Here is a 16,317-nt window from a genome sequence, read left to right as displayed (position 1 = left end):
ATTATTCATTATTCATTATTCATTATTCATTATTCATTATTCATTATTCATTATTAATACTTCCCTCCCACTTTTCTTTTATTGAGTACTACTTGGTTAGGAAATAAAGGTAAATGCCTGGGTACGTCTGTTAGTCCGGTAGTATCGGTTAATGTTTGCATAAAAGCAACTAGAGCTTCTTTTTCTTCTGTGTTCAGATCTAATTTATCAGGGGGTAGTGTTTGAGTTGGCAAATCTATACCCATCCCTTGTCCGCCACCCCGGTTATAGAAATCGATTACTTCTTCTAAGGTTGAATATACACCATTATGCATATAAGGGGCCGTTAAAGCTACATTGCGGACAGTAGGCGTTTTAAAAGCATATTTGTGCAGGTCTTTTTTGTAAAGATCAAATTTTCCCAGGTCTGCATCTAGTTCAGGGTGTAAGGTATCCGTAGTTCCTGGCACCCCTAAAATTTCAGCTTCTGTTTGAGCAAAGTTCGGTGGCACTGCTCCGTTGAATAAAGGCATAAAATGACAAGTGCCACATTTGGCTTTTCCCATAAAAACATTAAACCCTTTCACTTCCAGAGTAGTCAGTGTGGTTTTATCTCCCTTCATATACTGATCGAACCTGGAATTAAGGCTGGTTAGAGAACGTACATAGCTGGCAATGGCAACTTTTATATGCTGCTCAGTTAATGAGCTATCCGCACTTTCTGGAAAAGCTTCTTCAAAAAGATGCACATACTCCTGGCTTTGCTTTACTAAAACTACCGCTTCTTTAAAAGACCCATGCATTTCATTTGTATTATTTACTACCTCACTTGCCTGATCTTCTAAAAAATTTACCCGCATATCGTGAAACAAAGAGCTTTGTAAAGCAGCGTTGAGTAAAGTTGGGGCATTGCGGCTCACTGAGCCTTTAAAATCAAAGGCAATACTTTTAGCTTTCCCATCAGCAAATCCTTTTTCCGGGATATGGCAGGAGGCACAGGAACGGGAACCATTGCCAGAAAGCACCGGATCAAAAAACAACATCTTGCCTAAGGCTATCCGTTCAGGTGTAAGGTGTGCCTGGTAAGATGGCGCGTAAAAATTAACATTGAAAGCCCCCTCGTCAAACAGGGTATATGCTTTGGAAGAGAAAGCCCGTAGGTCGGCAGGTGTAGCAATACCTAAAGCATCCCTGGCTTTGGCCAGGTAAGTGGTTAAGGGATTGGCATAGGTAGTAATAAAAGCGGCCCGGTCAAAGGTAGTAAAATCGGTATTCGTTTGCAGATAGGCTATAGCTTCTGAGAAAGTAGATTCTATTTTTTGAGAAAGGTCGGGAGAAATTTTCTGAAGGTCAGGTTTATACAAGGCGAAGGTCTCTTGCAGGGATTGCACGGAGGCAGCTGCTTCAGGCATGGAATGTAAAGCAATGGGAGAATCGAACCCGGAAATACCCAGAGAAATAATCCGGAAAAGCTGCTGGCGCATAGCATCAAAAATATGCCTGTCACTTATAGCTGTAGTTTCATTAACCAACCGTAATCTGTTCAGAGAGGATTTTATGAGTTTAATTTCCTGCACTAACGCTTTTTTATTGATACTATCGTAGGCTGGAAATACGAATGCTTCTGCTACCTGAAAACCTGTCGGAGGCACTAATTTCTGTAAAGGATCATCTTCTTCTACCTCATATATGGCTGCTCCATTGATAGCTTTTGCTGTGTAGGGATTAAAATATTCTGCAATGAATTCAATCTTTTTATAGCCGATTCTGGCTTTGCGAAATGCTGCTTGTATGGAATCTGCTGATGAATTAGTAGTTACCAGCCGAAGCAGGTCAGAAAGTGTGGAGTCCAGCTGGGTAATATGCTGCGGGTAGTTAGTTAGTTTTTCCGGCTCTTCCACAGAATTTCTTTTAGGCATACACACCCCCAGAAGTAACAGAAACCCTATAAACGGTAAGGCTATATATATAAATTGTTTACTGGTCATAGAATGGCACCTATGTTTGGGAATTTACAGAGCAAAAGAACCTGCCAGATAACCGGTTATCTGGCAGGGTAAGAGATAGGAATACATTATCTGGGAAGTCCTTTGACAATAACCATTTGGCTCGCCTGGTCTTCATTGGGGCGGAGGGAGCCACCATCCGGATTTTTATAGGCTTCGCCTGTCCAGGTATGTGGTTGAATATTGATAGAAAAAGTACCTGGAATACCTGTCAAATCAGAAATATCTACCATAGCTCCATATTCCCAGTCTCCATAACTGGAAGTTCCGCCTACATTGTATTTAGCTGCATCGTCTGCATCCCGGCGATGATCCAATTCAAAGGCTACTTTTAATGCACCAGTGTTCAGGTTGTACTGATAGATATAGGCATCATGGGTTACATCGTATCCATTCGGATCTTCTTTGATATAGGCATAATTGTTTGTAACCACAATATTGTCAGGGTTCTGAAATAAGCTGGCAGGGTTATTCGCATTTCTATCGTCTCCATCCAGCACCACCGATAATTTTCCTTTCAAGGGATCTTTCGGATCTAATACTAGTCTATACACACGTCCGTATTTGGATCTGGCATAATCGGCGTTGGCACCAGTATTATTCTGCCCAGTTACATTGAAATAGATCTCACGGCCATTGGCTCCACCTCCTTTGCGGTAATCAATGTCTTCAACCCGGCCAAACTTAATGGCTTGCAGGGAGTCTACTTTGGCATTCATTTCAGCCCCAGTCAGTTCAGCGGCATTTTCAACTTTTACAAACTCAATATCGTAGCTGCAACATTTGTTCATATCCATTTCCCGCTGATTGCCATTTAACCGCTTCAGGATATACACACTGCCATTATCTAAATCGCCCTGGTTACCCATATATAAGGCCACTTGTCCGCCACCTGTACCTGAATCGTCATCACCTATAATAACAACAGTTTTGCCAGCATAAGCATCTTTAGGTAGTGGAACGGCATTTTCTGCACTCCAGCGTCCCAAAGCAGGCTTTTCGCGGGATAGTTCTTTTGAATTTACCGGAGCAAACGGATTTAGGGCATGCGTACGGGATTCCGGGCCACTTTCGCCACAGGTAATAAATAAAGGACCGAAACCATGCTCTTCTGGTGTTGCCAGTGTAGCAGAACACAAGCGCCACTGGCCTCCGTCAGAATTCAAAATATATTCCCCTTTTACTGGTTTTAATGTCTGATCGAAGGTGATGCGGGATACGGCAAAGTTGTCTTCGTGGTTGGTTACATACACAAAGCCTTTCCCATCCTGGCTTCTGAGCCAGCCGGCACCATCTGCCGACCCGCCAAACCGGAAGCCAGGAGATTGAGGCAAGCTATCATCACTGCTGATAATGGAATACAGTTGTGTATTTTCAAACCCTGGTTTGGCTTTAAGTAAAGCAGGTGTTACCGAATGATTTTTTAAAGTGACGGCACCAGGCAAGGGGTTGTTGGGGTTCTGTGGCAGGTAATCTTTCAGGTACTCACAGCTTGACAGAGACAATGTTCCAGCCAAGAATGTAAGTGCTAAACTTCTTTTCAGCGTAGGGTTGAGCATAATTGGATTAGGTTAGAATGGTTAACTTAAGATTTCCAAAACTACTCCGGCTGTGTTACCTGAAAATTACTGGGAATTTATAAAATGGTTTAGGCTATAATTAAGAATGATTTTAAACAAGGGAACAACTTCCTGACTATCAGTGATCAGAAATTCATACGTGCCCAAGCTCTGCAAGACACAGATTATTTCAATGTTATGCCAACTTTAGAGCAAGGTAACATGATATACTTGGGCACGATTAGTATATACGTCAGCTATGTTAAAGATATCGCTACGTTTTGAGAACAGTCAGAATCAGGTAATAGGGTTAGCTGCCTGCTGTGTCGGTATACAGGTTGAAGCCAGTTACTTCTGGGCTAGCACATAGTGATCCATACTTTGGTAAAAATCCTGCATAATCTGATCACGGTTAAAATCTTCCCAAACGGTAATTTTCCTCTGATTCTGCGGACGCTCTACCCACTGGTTATTGATGAGAATAGGACAAGGAATCTGTCTGGCTTTTGCCCAAGAAGGGTTTTTAACAATAGCTACGGCTGCCATATCGAATAAGGCTCTGGCCGGCGGATTACCATAATATTCTATATGATCGAACAGATTTACTGAATAATCTCCAAACGTGCTAAAAGCCACCTGGTGGCGGCCAGTTACAGGAGTAGTAACTTTTGGACCTTTACCAGACATCCGCTGATGGATTTCCTCTTTGGTTACCTTTACAGCATCGGTGCCTGAAGGCTTCCCATACCGGACCGTTACCATCTCAAAATCTACGGGCGTATTCAGCACATAATTCATAGATACGGTATCGTTATCCTGATTATATTCTCCAGGCTCTGGGTAATTAGACCCAAGCCATACTACTCGAATTTGTGCAGCAATGGAGGGGTCTTTTTTTAAGGCTAGTGCTACATTGGTTAATTTACCAACGGCTAACAAAACAAGTTTTTCTGAAGTAGCTTGTTTTGCATGTTCTATAATAAAATTTACGGCATGGGAACCATCAAAGGTATCCGCATTGGTTTGATTCTTTATCTGATCAAAGCTTCCATTGGCCCCTTTTAATAAAGGAATTTTACCATCTAAGGAACAGAGTTTTACTATTCGCTCGGCTTCCTGAAATTGTTCGTTGATATCTCCACCATTCTTCGTTGCATTAACTGTGATACCATCTATGGCAAAAGTATCTCCATTGAAAAGCAGGTAAGCTAAGGCATGCTGGTCATCTACTTCATTATTGGCATCTGTGTCAAATATCACACGTATTTTTTTGGTATCCGTTTGCTGATTTTTTGCTGATTCCTGGTTTTGTGCCGATTTTTCGGAGCAACTCAGGGTTGTAAGGAAAATAAGTAAGATAAAAATAGAGTGCTGCTTCATCGTTGGAAAGTTATTTTGGCTCCATACTACATCTTTTTTACGACAAAGAAAATCCTATCTGAGCTTATCCAATAGTATAAGCTCAGATAAATCTATTGCCGATAAGGCAAGTATTCAGTTATACACGCGTAATGAATAATGATAGCTATTTTACGATGCTGATTCTTCTCACCGTTTGTTTGCTGCCTTGTATAATCGTAAGCAGATACGTTCCACTTGAAAGCTGCCCGGTTTCTAGTCTGATATTATTTTCTCCTTTAGCCAATGAGTAGGTACTGGCCTTTACAACTTGGGAGAGTGTATTTGTCAGTGTTAGGGATACAGTTTCTTCCTGGGTGGCTGTAATTTGAAGCGTCAGGCTTTCTGTTGTGGGGTTAGGAAACAAAGCTATTTCTGATGAAGGCAAATCCGTTGTTTCGAGTTTAGCTACTGATTGCGGGATCTGGCTTATCTCAACAAAGGAAATTTTAGCATTCACAGCACCCGAAGCAGGCTTGATGGTTAACCGGCCATCGGTTACAGAAACCGTAAACGAATATTGATCTATCAGGTCGTAGCCATCCGGGTCTGTTAACGTCATATTTTCCACCAACAACGTATTAAGTTGATCTGTGTACAATGGGTCGCTGCAAACTAGGGTTACCTGGTAGGTTCCATTCGGTAGGGCTATTTCCCAGGTGGCATTCGGATTGGAAGTTTTTTGTAAATGATTCAACGTTCTGAACTTAACATCGTCTGTGGTATTGCGTTCACGCGTTTCTTTGGTTGGCGCATTCCATCCATAACTCAGGTTATTTCCCCGGCTGCCAAAGCTATCTCCATAATCGGCTACATATCCGGATGGTACCGCACTGGATTCTGGTTGAAAGTTCACCTTCGCAGTAAAGGCATTTTCCGGAATTCTGAATAAAGCCGATGACGGAATCAACTGTTTACTTATACCCGGACCTGCGTAGTTTACATTTAGCAGTTCACCGCCTGTCTTTTCAAAGAACGTTACGGTAATGGCATGTTTTCCGCTTTTTAAGCCGATACTTCCAGATCTTTCTTGAGCAGCATGTAAACCATTATTGTCTACGATCAGTGTATTACCGATATATAGCTGGCTACCATCGTCGGAGTTGGTATAAAACGTATACACACCATCTGCCGGAATCTGAATAAACCCGGTAAAGCGGAAAGCAAACTCATCATTCCGGTTGCGCTGCGTTAAGGTAAAGTTACTTGTAAAGCCGCTTTTTATGGGCGTGAGCCTGGCAAAATCTGGTAAGAGGGTAAAATTGCCTTCATAATACTGATATACCAAGCCAGCCACAGTGGCAGGTGGGTTTTCGCCGTTTCTTAAATCTGTTTTTTGCCGGAAAACAGCCGTATAAGTAGTGTTTGTCAGCGGAGTAGTAATGGTTTGCTCTTTAGTTCCCCCATGTTTCCAGGACGCAAATTCATAGGTTACATTATTTAGTATCTGCGTAGCATCTGCCCCAATGGACCGTGTAATCCCGGCTACGCCAGTAACAGATACTGGCGTTGTAACCGGTCTTCCATCCAGGTTTACAGTTAATCCTGCTGGTTCTGTGGCAAAACTGATAATGGACTTATACGGATAAATATCTCGGTAAATTTTGTGAGTTAGCCCTTTAGAATCCGTTACAGTTAAATACAATCTATACCAAACATTGTGGGCCGTTTCGCCGCTGCTTGGAATCTGAAATGATCCACTTTTTACCCCGGTTGCCACCGGCGGACCATCATGAAAATGCGTATCGTGATGAAATACAACCTCCCAGCTAAAGGCACTGGCTGGTAAACTGCCATCTTCTGTATCGGTGGCACTACCGGAAAAGCTAATGGTTTCTCCCCCCTGATATAACTTATCAGCTGCAGGCGTTAGTATGGTAGCTACGGGAGCTTTGTTTGTGGTTTGTACAGTAAGGGTTGCTGTATTGCTGGTTACACTACCTACAGCATTACTTACTAGTACCCGGTATTGTCCGGCATCGGTTGTTTTGGTGGTAGTAATGGTATAGGTAGCAGAAGTAGCGCCACTCAGGTTAACTCCATTTTTTTGCCACTGGTAGCGTAAGGGAGCCGTACCTGAAGCACTTACACTAAAAGTAACTGATTGTCCTTCAGCAACCGTGCGGTTTGCCGGATGGCTGGTAATAACAGGAAGCGTAGCACTGGGGGTGTAGACAATTTTGTAGAGGGTACTGGTATTCCGGTTGAGGTAATACAAATTTCCGTCGGTTCCGGTGGTAAGTGCCAGGGAAAAACTTACCAGGTTAGAGGCAAACAATGTGCTGCTTCCTCCCTGTACAGGTATACTGCGAATCCAGCCATTGCAATAATCCTGAAAAAAGTACCGGCCTACATATTCTGGTGGATAGTTGGTGGAAACCGGATTAAAAAATGTACCTCCCACAATCGCGCAGCCAATATCGTTTCCGGGATTGCCGGAAGTAGGATAGGCATGTACCGGATTAACAAAAGCTGTATTCGTACTCATCCCCTCTGCCCGCGGCCAGCCGTAATTTCCCCCGCCAGTGGTTACATTATTTATTTCCTCCCAGGTGCTTTGCCCTACATCGTTCACAAATAGTTGACCCGAAACCGGATGTACATCAAAGGTATAAGGGTTGCGGAATCCATAGGCCCATATCCGGCGTTTTTGTTCAGTACCTGTGGTAAAGGGATTGCCAGCCGGCACTGAACCATCCGGATTAATACGTACTACTTTTCCATGATAGGTATCCAGGTTCTGCGGGTGGGCTGTATTGGCGTTATCTCCTATAGCAATATATAACTTGCCATCTTTTCCAAATTTCATGGCTCCGCCATTATGGTTCGTAGCACTGCTCAATGGATCTAATTCCAGAATTACTCTCTCACTGCCAGCTTGTACTACATCTCCGGTGGCTGTAAAACGGCTTACTCGGTTCCTACTGGCATCCGGCATTGTATAATAGACATAGACATAGCCATTGTTTGTGAAATTGGGATCGAAAGTAAAACCGATAATTCCACGTTCGCCGGAAGAATTAACGCTCAAGGTTAAAAAAGGGGTGCTGAGTAAACTACCCTGCTTTACGATGCGTACTCTGCCTGCCTGCTCCCCTATAAAGATACGTCCATCCGGAGCAAAGGCTACAAAGGTTGCTTTATTCAGATTCTGCGCCACCGTTACCTGGCTGAATCCCTGAGGAAAAACTTGTGCGGCAACTTGTGTTGCAAGGGTTGTCAAAAGCAAAACGGAAAAAAGATAAAGCAATGTCCGGTTTTTGCTTCGTCTGGTTTGCTGAAAAAAAGGATCGGATAGGTGTTTCATACATGGCAAGCGTTTAATCTAAAAAATATCCAGCTAAAGTTGCCAGATCTGCTGATAAGCTAACTCTCACTAACTAGATAGGTCATAATTGAAAAGACAGTAAATTATCTATTTTTTTAGAAGAACAAAAAGATTTTATTGTACATCTTCTCTAAGGGTGCCTGGAATTTGAAGAATGAAATCTGGCCCGAATGCCAGGGAAGGTGTTAAAAAACCGGGAGCTACTTTTCCATCTTCCAGCAGTTCTGCAGCCAGGAGTGCCGTTTGAGCCGTAAGCGAATACCCTTCCGGGGTTTGCAGACGGGAAATTTTAGATTCGCCACGTGTATTGCGCACCTCACCCCAGATATATGACCGGCCTTGTTGGCGTTGCCGTGGACTAGGGCCTTTTATCTGGCTCTCTACCAGTTTTTTCAGGGTATTTTGTAAGAAAGGAGTAGTCAGCAGTTTACCAGTATACCTGGATAATTTAATAAAAGCCAATGCCCCAGTACTTACAGCCGTAAATACGTGTATATTGGGAATGCCAGTACTGAAATAGGCAGTAGATACATCTCCCCAGGGAATAGTTACAGCTTCTTTTTGTGTAGGGCCAAAGTCAATTTTCCTGGTTTTGTAAGCAGCTGGTACTTTCTTTAACAGGCCATTTTCCCGGATCATCCCACCCTGGTGCATATTTTCCAGCATAGTTAGAGCAGTACCTCTGGACATATTCTGTACTCCATAAAAAGCCATTTCTAAGTGTTGTGCATCCGGTAATCTGGTCTTTAAATAGGCCGCCAGACAATCTGTGGGTACTACATCGAACCCTGCACCCGGTAACAATACAATTTCTGCTTTTTTGGCCAGCGAATCCTGGGCAGCAATCCATTCAAATACGTCGATTTCACCGGTAATATCCAGGTAATGTACTTTGTTGCGCAAGCAGGCGTACACCATCAATTTAGCGGTTTTGGAGAAAGGACCGGCACAGTGAATCACCACATTAACTTGTTGTAAAGCCTTATTTACTTCTTCTTCCTGGGTAAGCGTAAAGGCCATATATGGCAGTTTGAGTTCTTGAGCCAGAGGTTTTAACTTAGCTTCGTCTCTTCCACCTAACAAAGGCCGGTGTCCTTTTTCAACGGCTAGCCGGGTAAGTAACTCGCCAGTATATCCGTATGCACCGTATATTAAAAAAGGAATTTTGCTTACTGGCATAATTTATTTTAGGTAACTACCTATGCTTCTCCCCTGTTCACTTTACTTAGTAGCAAAGAAGGTATATGAAATGTCTCAGGTGATAAAATTCAACATAAAGCAGGTGAACTGTTTCCAGCAACGACTTAGTGCATGCACGTAAGTCAGCAAAATAAGTTACTTAGTTGCTAAGACTTGAAAGGACTCTAATCCAGTTGGCATAATGCCTTACAAGAACAGGCAACATTCATGATTTTTTCTATAGTGCAATAACAGGTACTTTCCAAAGTGTACATTCGTGTACATACCTTGAAATGGCATTCGCCAATAGTGGCATACTGTGCAATTTGTAGCTACTAAGGGCTGTAGACTTTTTAGCATCTGTATCTGCCTGTTTTAGTTGCTTCTGGTACCAGGTTTCTACCATATCTGCATCGAATCCGGCCTGCAAAGCAACGGTTCTTCCAAAGTCTGCCCAGCTAATCGAGCCCTGGTTTGCCAGGTGCCAAATACCCTCTTCGCCATCTATTAACAGATCCAGGCTGGTATGCACGAGATCAGGCACATAGGTTGGACTTATATACTCATTTGTTTTCACATCGAAAGGTTCACCGTTTTGCAGGGACCGTAAGAATAAGGTCAAAAAATTATGTTCGTCCCATGGGCCGAAAAATGCACTTGTCCGGATTACTAAGGCGCTGGGCAGAATACCCATAACTTGCTTTTCTGCTTCTGCCTTACTTTCTCCATAGACACCTTGTGGGTGCACCGTATCTTTTTCTGTATAAGGTTTAGTTGCTTGTCCATCAAAAACCAGGTCTGATGAATAGGTAAGCAATCGAATTCCTTTCTTGCGGCAAACCTCTGCCAGTACAGCGGCGCCGGTTACGTTCTCCCGGAAACATTTTTCCGGCTCACTTTCTGCCTGTTCCACCCGTACATAGCCAGCTGTATTGATAATTGCCCAGGGATGATATTTGGTAACAGCTGCTTCAACCTGTTCAGCAGAGGAAATATCCATCTCCTGCCGGTTAAGTAATATAAATGATAAGCCTCTTTGGGAACATATTCTTTCAAAGGCATTACCCAATGTGCCTGTGGCTCCGGTGATCAGAATGGGCCGGCCGCGGGCTGGCAATACTACCTCGTCTGCTGCATTATCCAGTATAGGTTGTAAACAGTGGCCGATCCAGCGGTCGTTGCGTTGCCACCAGCCTGGGCTATCCAGTACGGGATATTCTATAGGTTGTCCACTGGTAAGGCTTTTGATATACTTGGCTAGTGCAGTTGGCCTGGGTTGAGGGGCCCGTACATCAAATAATCCTGGTTCATAATGTCCACGGATATTGGTTAGCAAACTATCCCAATCATAGGAGCCCAGCATTGACCAGCCAGTAACTGCCCGTATATCTACACCCTCTTCCCGTAGTTTGCCGGCTGTCTGCCAGATCTGGTGCAGCCATCGAAGCTGCTCTTCTCTGGTACAGCCCAGATGAGCTTCTGTTATAGCAATCGGCCGTTTGTACCGCTCCCACACCTGCCTGATCAACTTGTATGGCCCAGCTACCTCTACTTCCGGAATACGAATGGCTTCTGTGTCTACGTAGGCATGTCTGCCATTGCCTCCCCGCATATGCTGCGGGTAGAAATCTGTACGGCTATCCAGAAAACGTTCGCTCGTCAGGTAATGGTTTACCCCGAGAATATCTGGCGGACAAGGGTTTTCCAGAAAAAAAATAATTTCGCTGTCGGGAATTCCCAGCCATTGAAAATACGCATACATCGGGTGGCCTTTGTTCACTTTCCCACAAAGCAGATCATAAGTAAGCCAGCGGCGGCTATTTTCAAAGTCTGCCTGATAGGCAAGTTCAGGTGTACTGTGGGTTTGCCCCAGATCCTCTGTTTGAACCAGCAAGGCATCTGGCTGTACCTGCCTAATCTGTTTCATAGCCAAAACGGTGGCTTTGCATTGATTCAGCAACATTTGTACAAACAACAAAGGACTTTGTTTGTGTGGATACCAGTGCCCATACAAACCTGAGAAACGGGCAGTGGTTAAGGGTTCATTTACAGGTGTATAATGTGTAAGCCATGGATACCGCCTGGCCACCATACCCGCATACTGTGCGAGTCCTTCTGCAAAAGAAGCATCCGCTAAACTTGTGTAGGAAGGTCCGCTGCCATGGTGGGTTAATCCGGCAATAGGATTAATGCCCAGGCTTTTTAAATTAGAAAGACGTTGATCGGTCCAATGCCAGTCGGGCTTTGCAAGGCTTTTAGGGGCCGTACGTTCCCACAAAACCGGATAACGGATGGTGCGTACTCCCAGCCAGGCAATGTGTTCCAGATCATCAAGGCGGTGATGATGCCCGTTCAACAGGAGCTGATCGTTGAAATGATCGGCTACCCTGTTGACCGTACATTCTACACCTGCCCAAACCTCAACTGGCGGATAATTGTGATTTCCAGCCATTCTTTTTGGTTACTAGTTGTTCAGCCAGTGTACGCTGAGATAATTTATTATAGGTTGCCAAAGCCTGTGCTACTACCTGGTCCATGTTATAATACCGGTAAGTAGCCAGCCTGCCCACAAAATGAACATCTGGTGTTTCATCTGCCAGGTTTTTGTATTTCTGGTAAAGTTCAGCATTTTCAGGCTTAGGCACTGGATAATAAGGGTCGCCATTCCAGCAGGGAAACTCATAAGTTACACTTGTTTTTTCATTGGTCTGGCCAGTTAAGTGTTTGTATTCGGTAATCCTGGTGTATTCGTGATCATTAGGATAATTTACTACCGCTACTGGCTGGAATTGCCGTACATCATAGGTTTTATGTACAAAGTTTAATGAGCGGTAAGGTAATTTTCCATAGCAATAATCAAAGTATTCGTCTACCGGACCTGTAAAAATCAATTTATTATAGGGGATAACGCCTTTCAAATCCTTATAGTCGGTATTGAGCATGATATGGATGTTGGGATGAGTCAGCATTTTTTCGAACATCCTGGTGTATCCATGCAGAGGCATAGCCTGGTAGGTATCTGTAAAATAGCGGTCGTCCTGGTTGGTGCGGGTTGGAATACGGGAAGTTACGGCCTTATCCAGTTCCGAGGGGTCCATGCCCCATTGCTTACGTGTATAACCCCGGAAGAATTTCTCATACAAATCGCGGCCTACCTGGCTTACTACTACGTCTTCTGACGTACGGATCTGTTTTACATCTTCTTTGATGGAGTTTAAAAATTGTTCCAGTTCTTCAGAAGTAAAGTTCTTATCGTAAAGCTTATTTACGGTATCCAGGTTGATGGGGATAGGCAAAAGCTTTCCTTCTACTGTTGTAAGTACCCGGTGTTCATAGGGTCTCCATTGCGTAAAGCGGGACAAGTAGGAGAATACTTCCGGTGAATTGGTATGAAAAATATGAGGCCCGTACTTGTGAATAAGTATTCCGGCATCATCGTAAAAATCATATGCATTTCCACCAATATGGTTTCGTTTATCTATAATTAATACTTTTTTTCCTGCCTCGTTTGCCAGCCGTTCTGCTAGTACACTGCCTGCAAAACCTGCGCCTACAATTAAATAATCAAACATATCTTGATTTGGTTGTTTAGGTGGTTTGTTAATAGATTATTAGAAAAAATTTTGCTTTACCGGCTTTGTAACTGGCTGCAAATTAAATGAGTCATATATCCCCAGGTTTTATCCCAGGAAAGCTGCGACAAAAATTTATCTACTTCGGCCTGCCACTTGGCATCAGTCTGTTGCTGTAAAGCCAGCTCAATAGCTTTTACAAACTCTTCTGCAGTAGCGGCAATGTGTACGAGTCCTAATTCGCCATAGGGTTTTACTACATCCCGGATGGGTGCAGAAACCACTGGTATGCCCGCAGATAAATATTCCGGTGTTTTTGTCGGACTAATAAATCTGGTGGACTCATTCATGGCAAAAGGAAGCAGGGCTACATCCCATCCGCTCAAATAAGCTGGCAACTCTTTATAAGACTTCATGCCTAAATAGTGGATATTGCCAGGCTTAGGTAAGGTTGCCGGATCAATTTTCACTACTGGCCCCAGCATGATTAGCTGCCATTCCGGGCGAAGTTCGGCTACTTTTCCTAGCAGGTCTATATCCATCCGTTCATCAATTACCCCGTAAAAGCCCATACGAGGTTGAGGGATATCTTGCTGGTCGGCCGGTTGCTGGGTGATATGTTTGGCCTGTGCAAAATGGGCACGCTCTATACTACTTGGGAAAGCATATACAGCCGGATGTTTCTCCCGCTTGGCTTCATATAAGCTCTGTCCTCCGGTAAATACCAGGTCCGCTTTGGCAAAAAGTTCTTGTTCTCTGATAAGCAGTTCGGGCGGTGCACCGGCAAAGGCAGAAAGTTCATCCATACAGTCGTACACAGTAACGGCTGGTTTTAGATGGTTACTAAAATTTAAGGCTATAGGCGTATAATACCAGGCCACAAAATGACTAATAGATTGCTCTTGCAGCAGCTGGTCTACCAGCTGTTTTTGCATGGCATTGTGTTCCGTGGCACTATAGCCCCCAGGCAGGTGTGGAACGGCTATGGTCAGGTTTTCGCCCCGGCTGCTTAGGTGCATAAACCCGGGCGATTGAGGTGCATCAAAAATAGGCTCTTCAATAACAAACGTCCGGATTTGCGAAGCAAACCGGCTTAATAGGTGCTGAGGCCGCTGAAATACAAAATCCCATCGCAGGTGGGAAAAACAAATCAGATCGGGTAAGGGTTTAGCCAGATCAGCAAACGTAGTCCATAGTTCCTGCATTGCACCGGCCTGATTGGAAAGAGTAGCAGTATTAAAAGTAGAGACATTTTTTTCAGCCCTACCCGCAGTAGGGGCCCATTCATGAAAAGTAGAACTCATGTATATAGTTAAGTTAAAGTATTTTATATTTTTGGCTTATTCAGCCTTAAGAAGCTTGTTACCAGGCACAAGCATTAAAAAAGTACATGGCAAAGCACTGGCGGCTAATCTGCTACAAACCTCCGGGAGGAAAGAGAAGGATGGTTTGTTGTCATGCTTGCTAAAATCTCCTAAAAATAATTCAATCAGGAGCATCTATCCGTATAGTAACTTTTTTCTGTTCATCCGATACATCCAAGGGTAATGCGGCCATGATCTATTGATATATTTTGCTGGAAGGGAATCAAGCCAGGTTCAACTGAAGATTTATACGGAGCCTTACAAATTTTGGTTGTATTTGACGGATTATATCATAAAAATTAAATTTATTTAGCAAATATTTTACAACAGGTAACATACATACATATGCCGGCGGTTACCTTTTTTAGTTGATAACAGTTTCCATTTATTATTTACAACTTATTGATAGTAAGATTACTACATTAAATACAGAAGATTTCCTGGAGTAAAAATCTGCTTCCTGTCTTAGGTTACCAACTTAAAATAAGCCTATTTTAACATGTATTTCTGCAAACTTTTTAATGAAAATATTACATGTATGTTTACTACCGGATTAGGCGAGGAAAATGGCCTGATTCCTTCTAGTTTTGAAAAATAGTAGCCTCCGGAATAATTTTGCTTTTATTGGTTGCTACAGCATTTCAGGAACAGATATTGTATACAAAAAACTGATTTCACCTATTTATTTTATATGAATAAATTTATGTTTGCCACCGGAATCGAAAATAGTTATCCTACTATTGTGTTGCCGGATGGCTCTACCAAACGGGTAGATGAATTAGAAAAAGCCAAACATTATCAATATTGGAAAGAAGACCTGCACTTAGTAAAGGAAAGTGGCATTGAGTTTTTACGGTACGGTGGGCCCTATTATAAAATACATCAAGCCCCTGGTAGATTTGATTGGAGTTTCACAGACGAAACCAATTACGAAATGAAACGTCTGGGAATTACACCCATTGTTGACCTTTGTCATTTTGGTGTGCCAGATTGGATAGGCAACTTCCAGAACCCAGATTTTCCGGTATACTTTGCAGACTACGCCCGGGCCTATGCCAAGCGTTTCCCAGATCAGCGGTATTACACTCCTATTAATGAGATATTTATTGCTGCCATGTTCTCAGCCCAGTATGGCTGGTGGAACGAGCGGCTGAGCAGTGAGAAAAGCTATGTAACTGCCCTTAAAAACTTGTGCAAGGCTAACCTGATGGCTATTGAGGCAATTTTGGAGATACAGCCGAATGCCGTGTTTATTCAGAGTGAATCGTGTGAGTACTTTCACGCCGAAGACCCCAGCTGCCAGGCCAAAGCAGACTTTCTGAACCAGAAACGTTTCTTGCCGCTTGACCTCACCGTAGGTCATGCACCTTCTGAAAGTATGCAACAGTATTTGCTGAATAATGGCATGACCAAAGCAGAATATGCCTGGTTCCGTAACCATTCAACAAAGGCTACTTTTATTGTAGGCACTGATTATTATGTAACCAATGAGCATATGGTTCATCCCAATGGACATACCTCTGCTTCCGGAGATTTGTTTGGGTACTATACTGTGGCTATGCAATATTATCAACGGTACGGATTGCCTCTGATGCATACCGAGACCAATATGAAAGAACCGATGGCCATAGAGTGGTTGCAGAAACAATGGGCTAACCTGGTGAGACTGAAAAATGATGGCGTGCCAATTGTCGGATTTACCTGGTACAGCCTGATTGACCAGGTAGACTGGGACACAGCTTTACGGGAAGACAACGGAAATATTAATTCACTGGGCATGTACGACATGGACCGCAACATCCGTCCCCTAGGCGAAGCTTACCAGAAGTTGATAAAAGAATGGAGCCAGGAACCGGTGTTAAACTGGTCCAATGCTGACCTTAAGCCAGTCGACCGTAAAATGGTGGCTGCTACCTTATAACGAGACCTTTA

9 protein-coding genes are annotated in these 16,317 nt (G+C 43.4%); 1 reads left to right on the top strand and 8 read right to left on the bottom strand.

Annotated features, from left to right (window positions below; translation table 11 throughout):
* Window positions 1-53: 53 nt before the first annotated feature.
* From Q0590_RS33110 to Q0590_RS33075, 8 genes are all read right to left on the bottom strand, one after another.
* Window positions 54-1,898, bottom strand: a complete 1,845-nt coding sequence (locus tag Q0590_RS33110) for a cytochrome c peroxidase (protein ID WP_302041961.1) — start codon at window positions 1,896-1,898, stop codon at window positions 54-56.
* Between the two features lie 155 nt (window positions 1,899-2,053).
* Window positions 2,054-3,544 carry a PhoX family protein gene (locus Q0590_RS33105; RefSeq protein WP_302041960.1) on the bottom strand — a complete coding sequence of 497 codons (1,491 nt, stop codon included), beginning with the start codon at window positions 3,542-3,544 and terminating at the stop codon, window positions 2,054-2,056.
* A gap of 348 nt (window positions 3,545-3,892) precedes the next feature.
* Window positions 3,893-4,924, bottom strand: a complete 1,032-nt coding sequence (locus Q0590_RS33100; protein ID WP_302041959.1) for a nucleoside hydrolase — start codon at window positions 4,922-4,924, stop codon at window positions 3,893-3,895.
* A gap of 145 nt (window positions 4,925-5,069) precedes the next feature.
* Window positions 5,070-8,249, bottom strand: coding sequence for a PQQ-dependent sugar dehydrogenase (locus tag Q0590_RS33095; RefSeq protein ID WP_302041958.1), 3,180 nt, complete (start codon window positions 8,247-8,249; stop codon window positions 5,070-5,072).
* 135 nt (window positions 8,250-8,384) lie between these two features.
* On the bottom strand, window positions 8,385-9,449 hold the full coding sequence (locus Q0590_RS33090) for a saccharopine dehydrogenase family protein (RefSeq protein ID WP_302041957.1): 1,065 nt from the start codon (window positions 9,447-9,449) through the stop codon (window positions 8,385-8,387).
* 238 nt (window positions 9,450-9,687) lie between these two features.
* Entirely contained in the window at window positions 9,688-11,901 is a 2,214-nt protein-coding gene (locus Q0590_RS33085; RefSeq protein ID WP_302041956.1) for a family 1 glycosylhydrolase, read from the bottom strand.
* Window positions 11,870-13,021 (bottom strand): UDP-galactopyranose mutase, encoded by a 1,152-nt coding sequence (glf, locus tag Q0590_RS33080; protein ID WP_302041955.1) that lies wholly within the window; start codon window positions 13,019-13,021, stop codon window positions 11,870-11,872. The genes Q0590_RS33085 and glf overlap by 32 nt, the downstream gene beginning before the upstream one ends.
* A gap of 56 nt (window positions 13,022-13,077) precedes the next feature.
* Window positions 13,078-14,325 carry a glycosyltransferase family 1 protein gene (locus Q0590_RS33075; RefSeq protein ID WP_302041954.1) on the bottom strand — a complete coding sequence of 416 codons (1,248 nt, stop codon included), beginning with the start codon at window positions 14,323-14,325 and terminating at the stop codon, window positions 13,078-13,080.
* Between the two features lie 751 nt (window positions 14,326-15,076).
* On the opposite strand from Q0590_RS33075, the gene Q0590_RS33070 reads away from it, so the two are divergent.
* Window positions 15,077-16,306, top strand: coding sequence for a family 1 glycosylhydrolase (locus Q0590_RS33070; protein WP_302041953.1), 1,230 nt, complete (start codon window positions 15,077-15,079; stop codon window positions 16,304-16,306).
* The last annotated feature ends 11 nt before the right edge of the window (window positions 16,307-16,317 follow it).

It is taken from the genome of Rhodocytophaga aerolata, assembly GCF_030503435.1.
GTDB classification, from domain to species: Bacteria; Bacteroidota; Bacteroidia; order Cytophagales; family 172606-1; genus Rhodocytophaga; species Rhodocytophaga aerolata.
The sequence above is the reverse complement of the archived record's forward strand: the minus strand, read 5'-3'. Positions and strand labels throughout refer to the sequence as shown.

Coding starts and splice junctions, on each gene's coding strand:
- Q0590_RS33110 (WP_302041961.1), bottom strand. CDS start 1,898: ATGCCTAAAAGAAATTCTGTGGAAGAGCCGGAAAAACTAACTAACTAC.
- Q0590_RS33105 (WP_302041960.1), bottom strand. CDS start 3,544: ATGCTCAACCCTACGCTGAAAAGAAGTTTAGCACTTACATTCTTGGCT.
- Q0590_RS33100 (WP_302041959.1), bottom strand. CDS start 4,924: ATGAAGCAGCACTCTATTTTTATCTTACTTATTTTCCTTACAACCCTG.
- Q0590_RS33095 (WP_302041958.1), bottom strand. CDS start 8,249: ATGAAACACCTATCCGATCCTTTTTTTCAGCAAACCAGACGAAGCAAA.
- Q0590_RS33090 (WP_302041957.1), bottom strand. CDS start 9,449: ATGCCAGTAAGCAAAATTCCTTTTTTAATATACGGTGCATACGGATAT.
- Q0590_RS33085 (WP_302041956.1), bottom strand. CDS start 11,901: ATGGCTGGAAATCACAATTATCCGCCAGTTGAGGTTTGGGCAGGTGTA.
- glf (WP_302041955.1), bottom strand. CDS start 13,021: ATGTTTGATTATTTAATTGTAGGCGCAGGTTTTGCAGGCAGTGTACTA.
- Q0590_RS33075 (WP_302041954.1), bottom strand. CDS start 14,325: ATGAGTTCTACTTTTCATGAATGGGCCCCTACTGCGGGTAGGGCTGAA.
- Q0590_RS33070 (WP_302041953.1), top strand. CDS start 15,077: ATGAATAAATTTATGTTTGCCACCGGAATCGAAAATAGTTATCCTACT.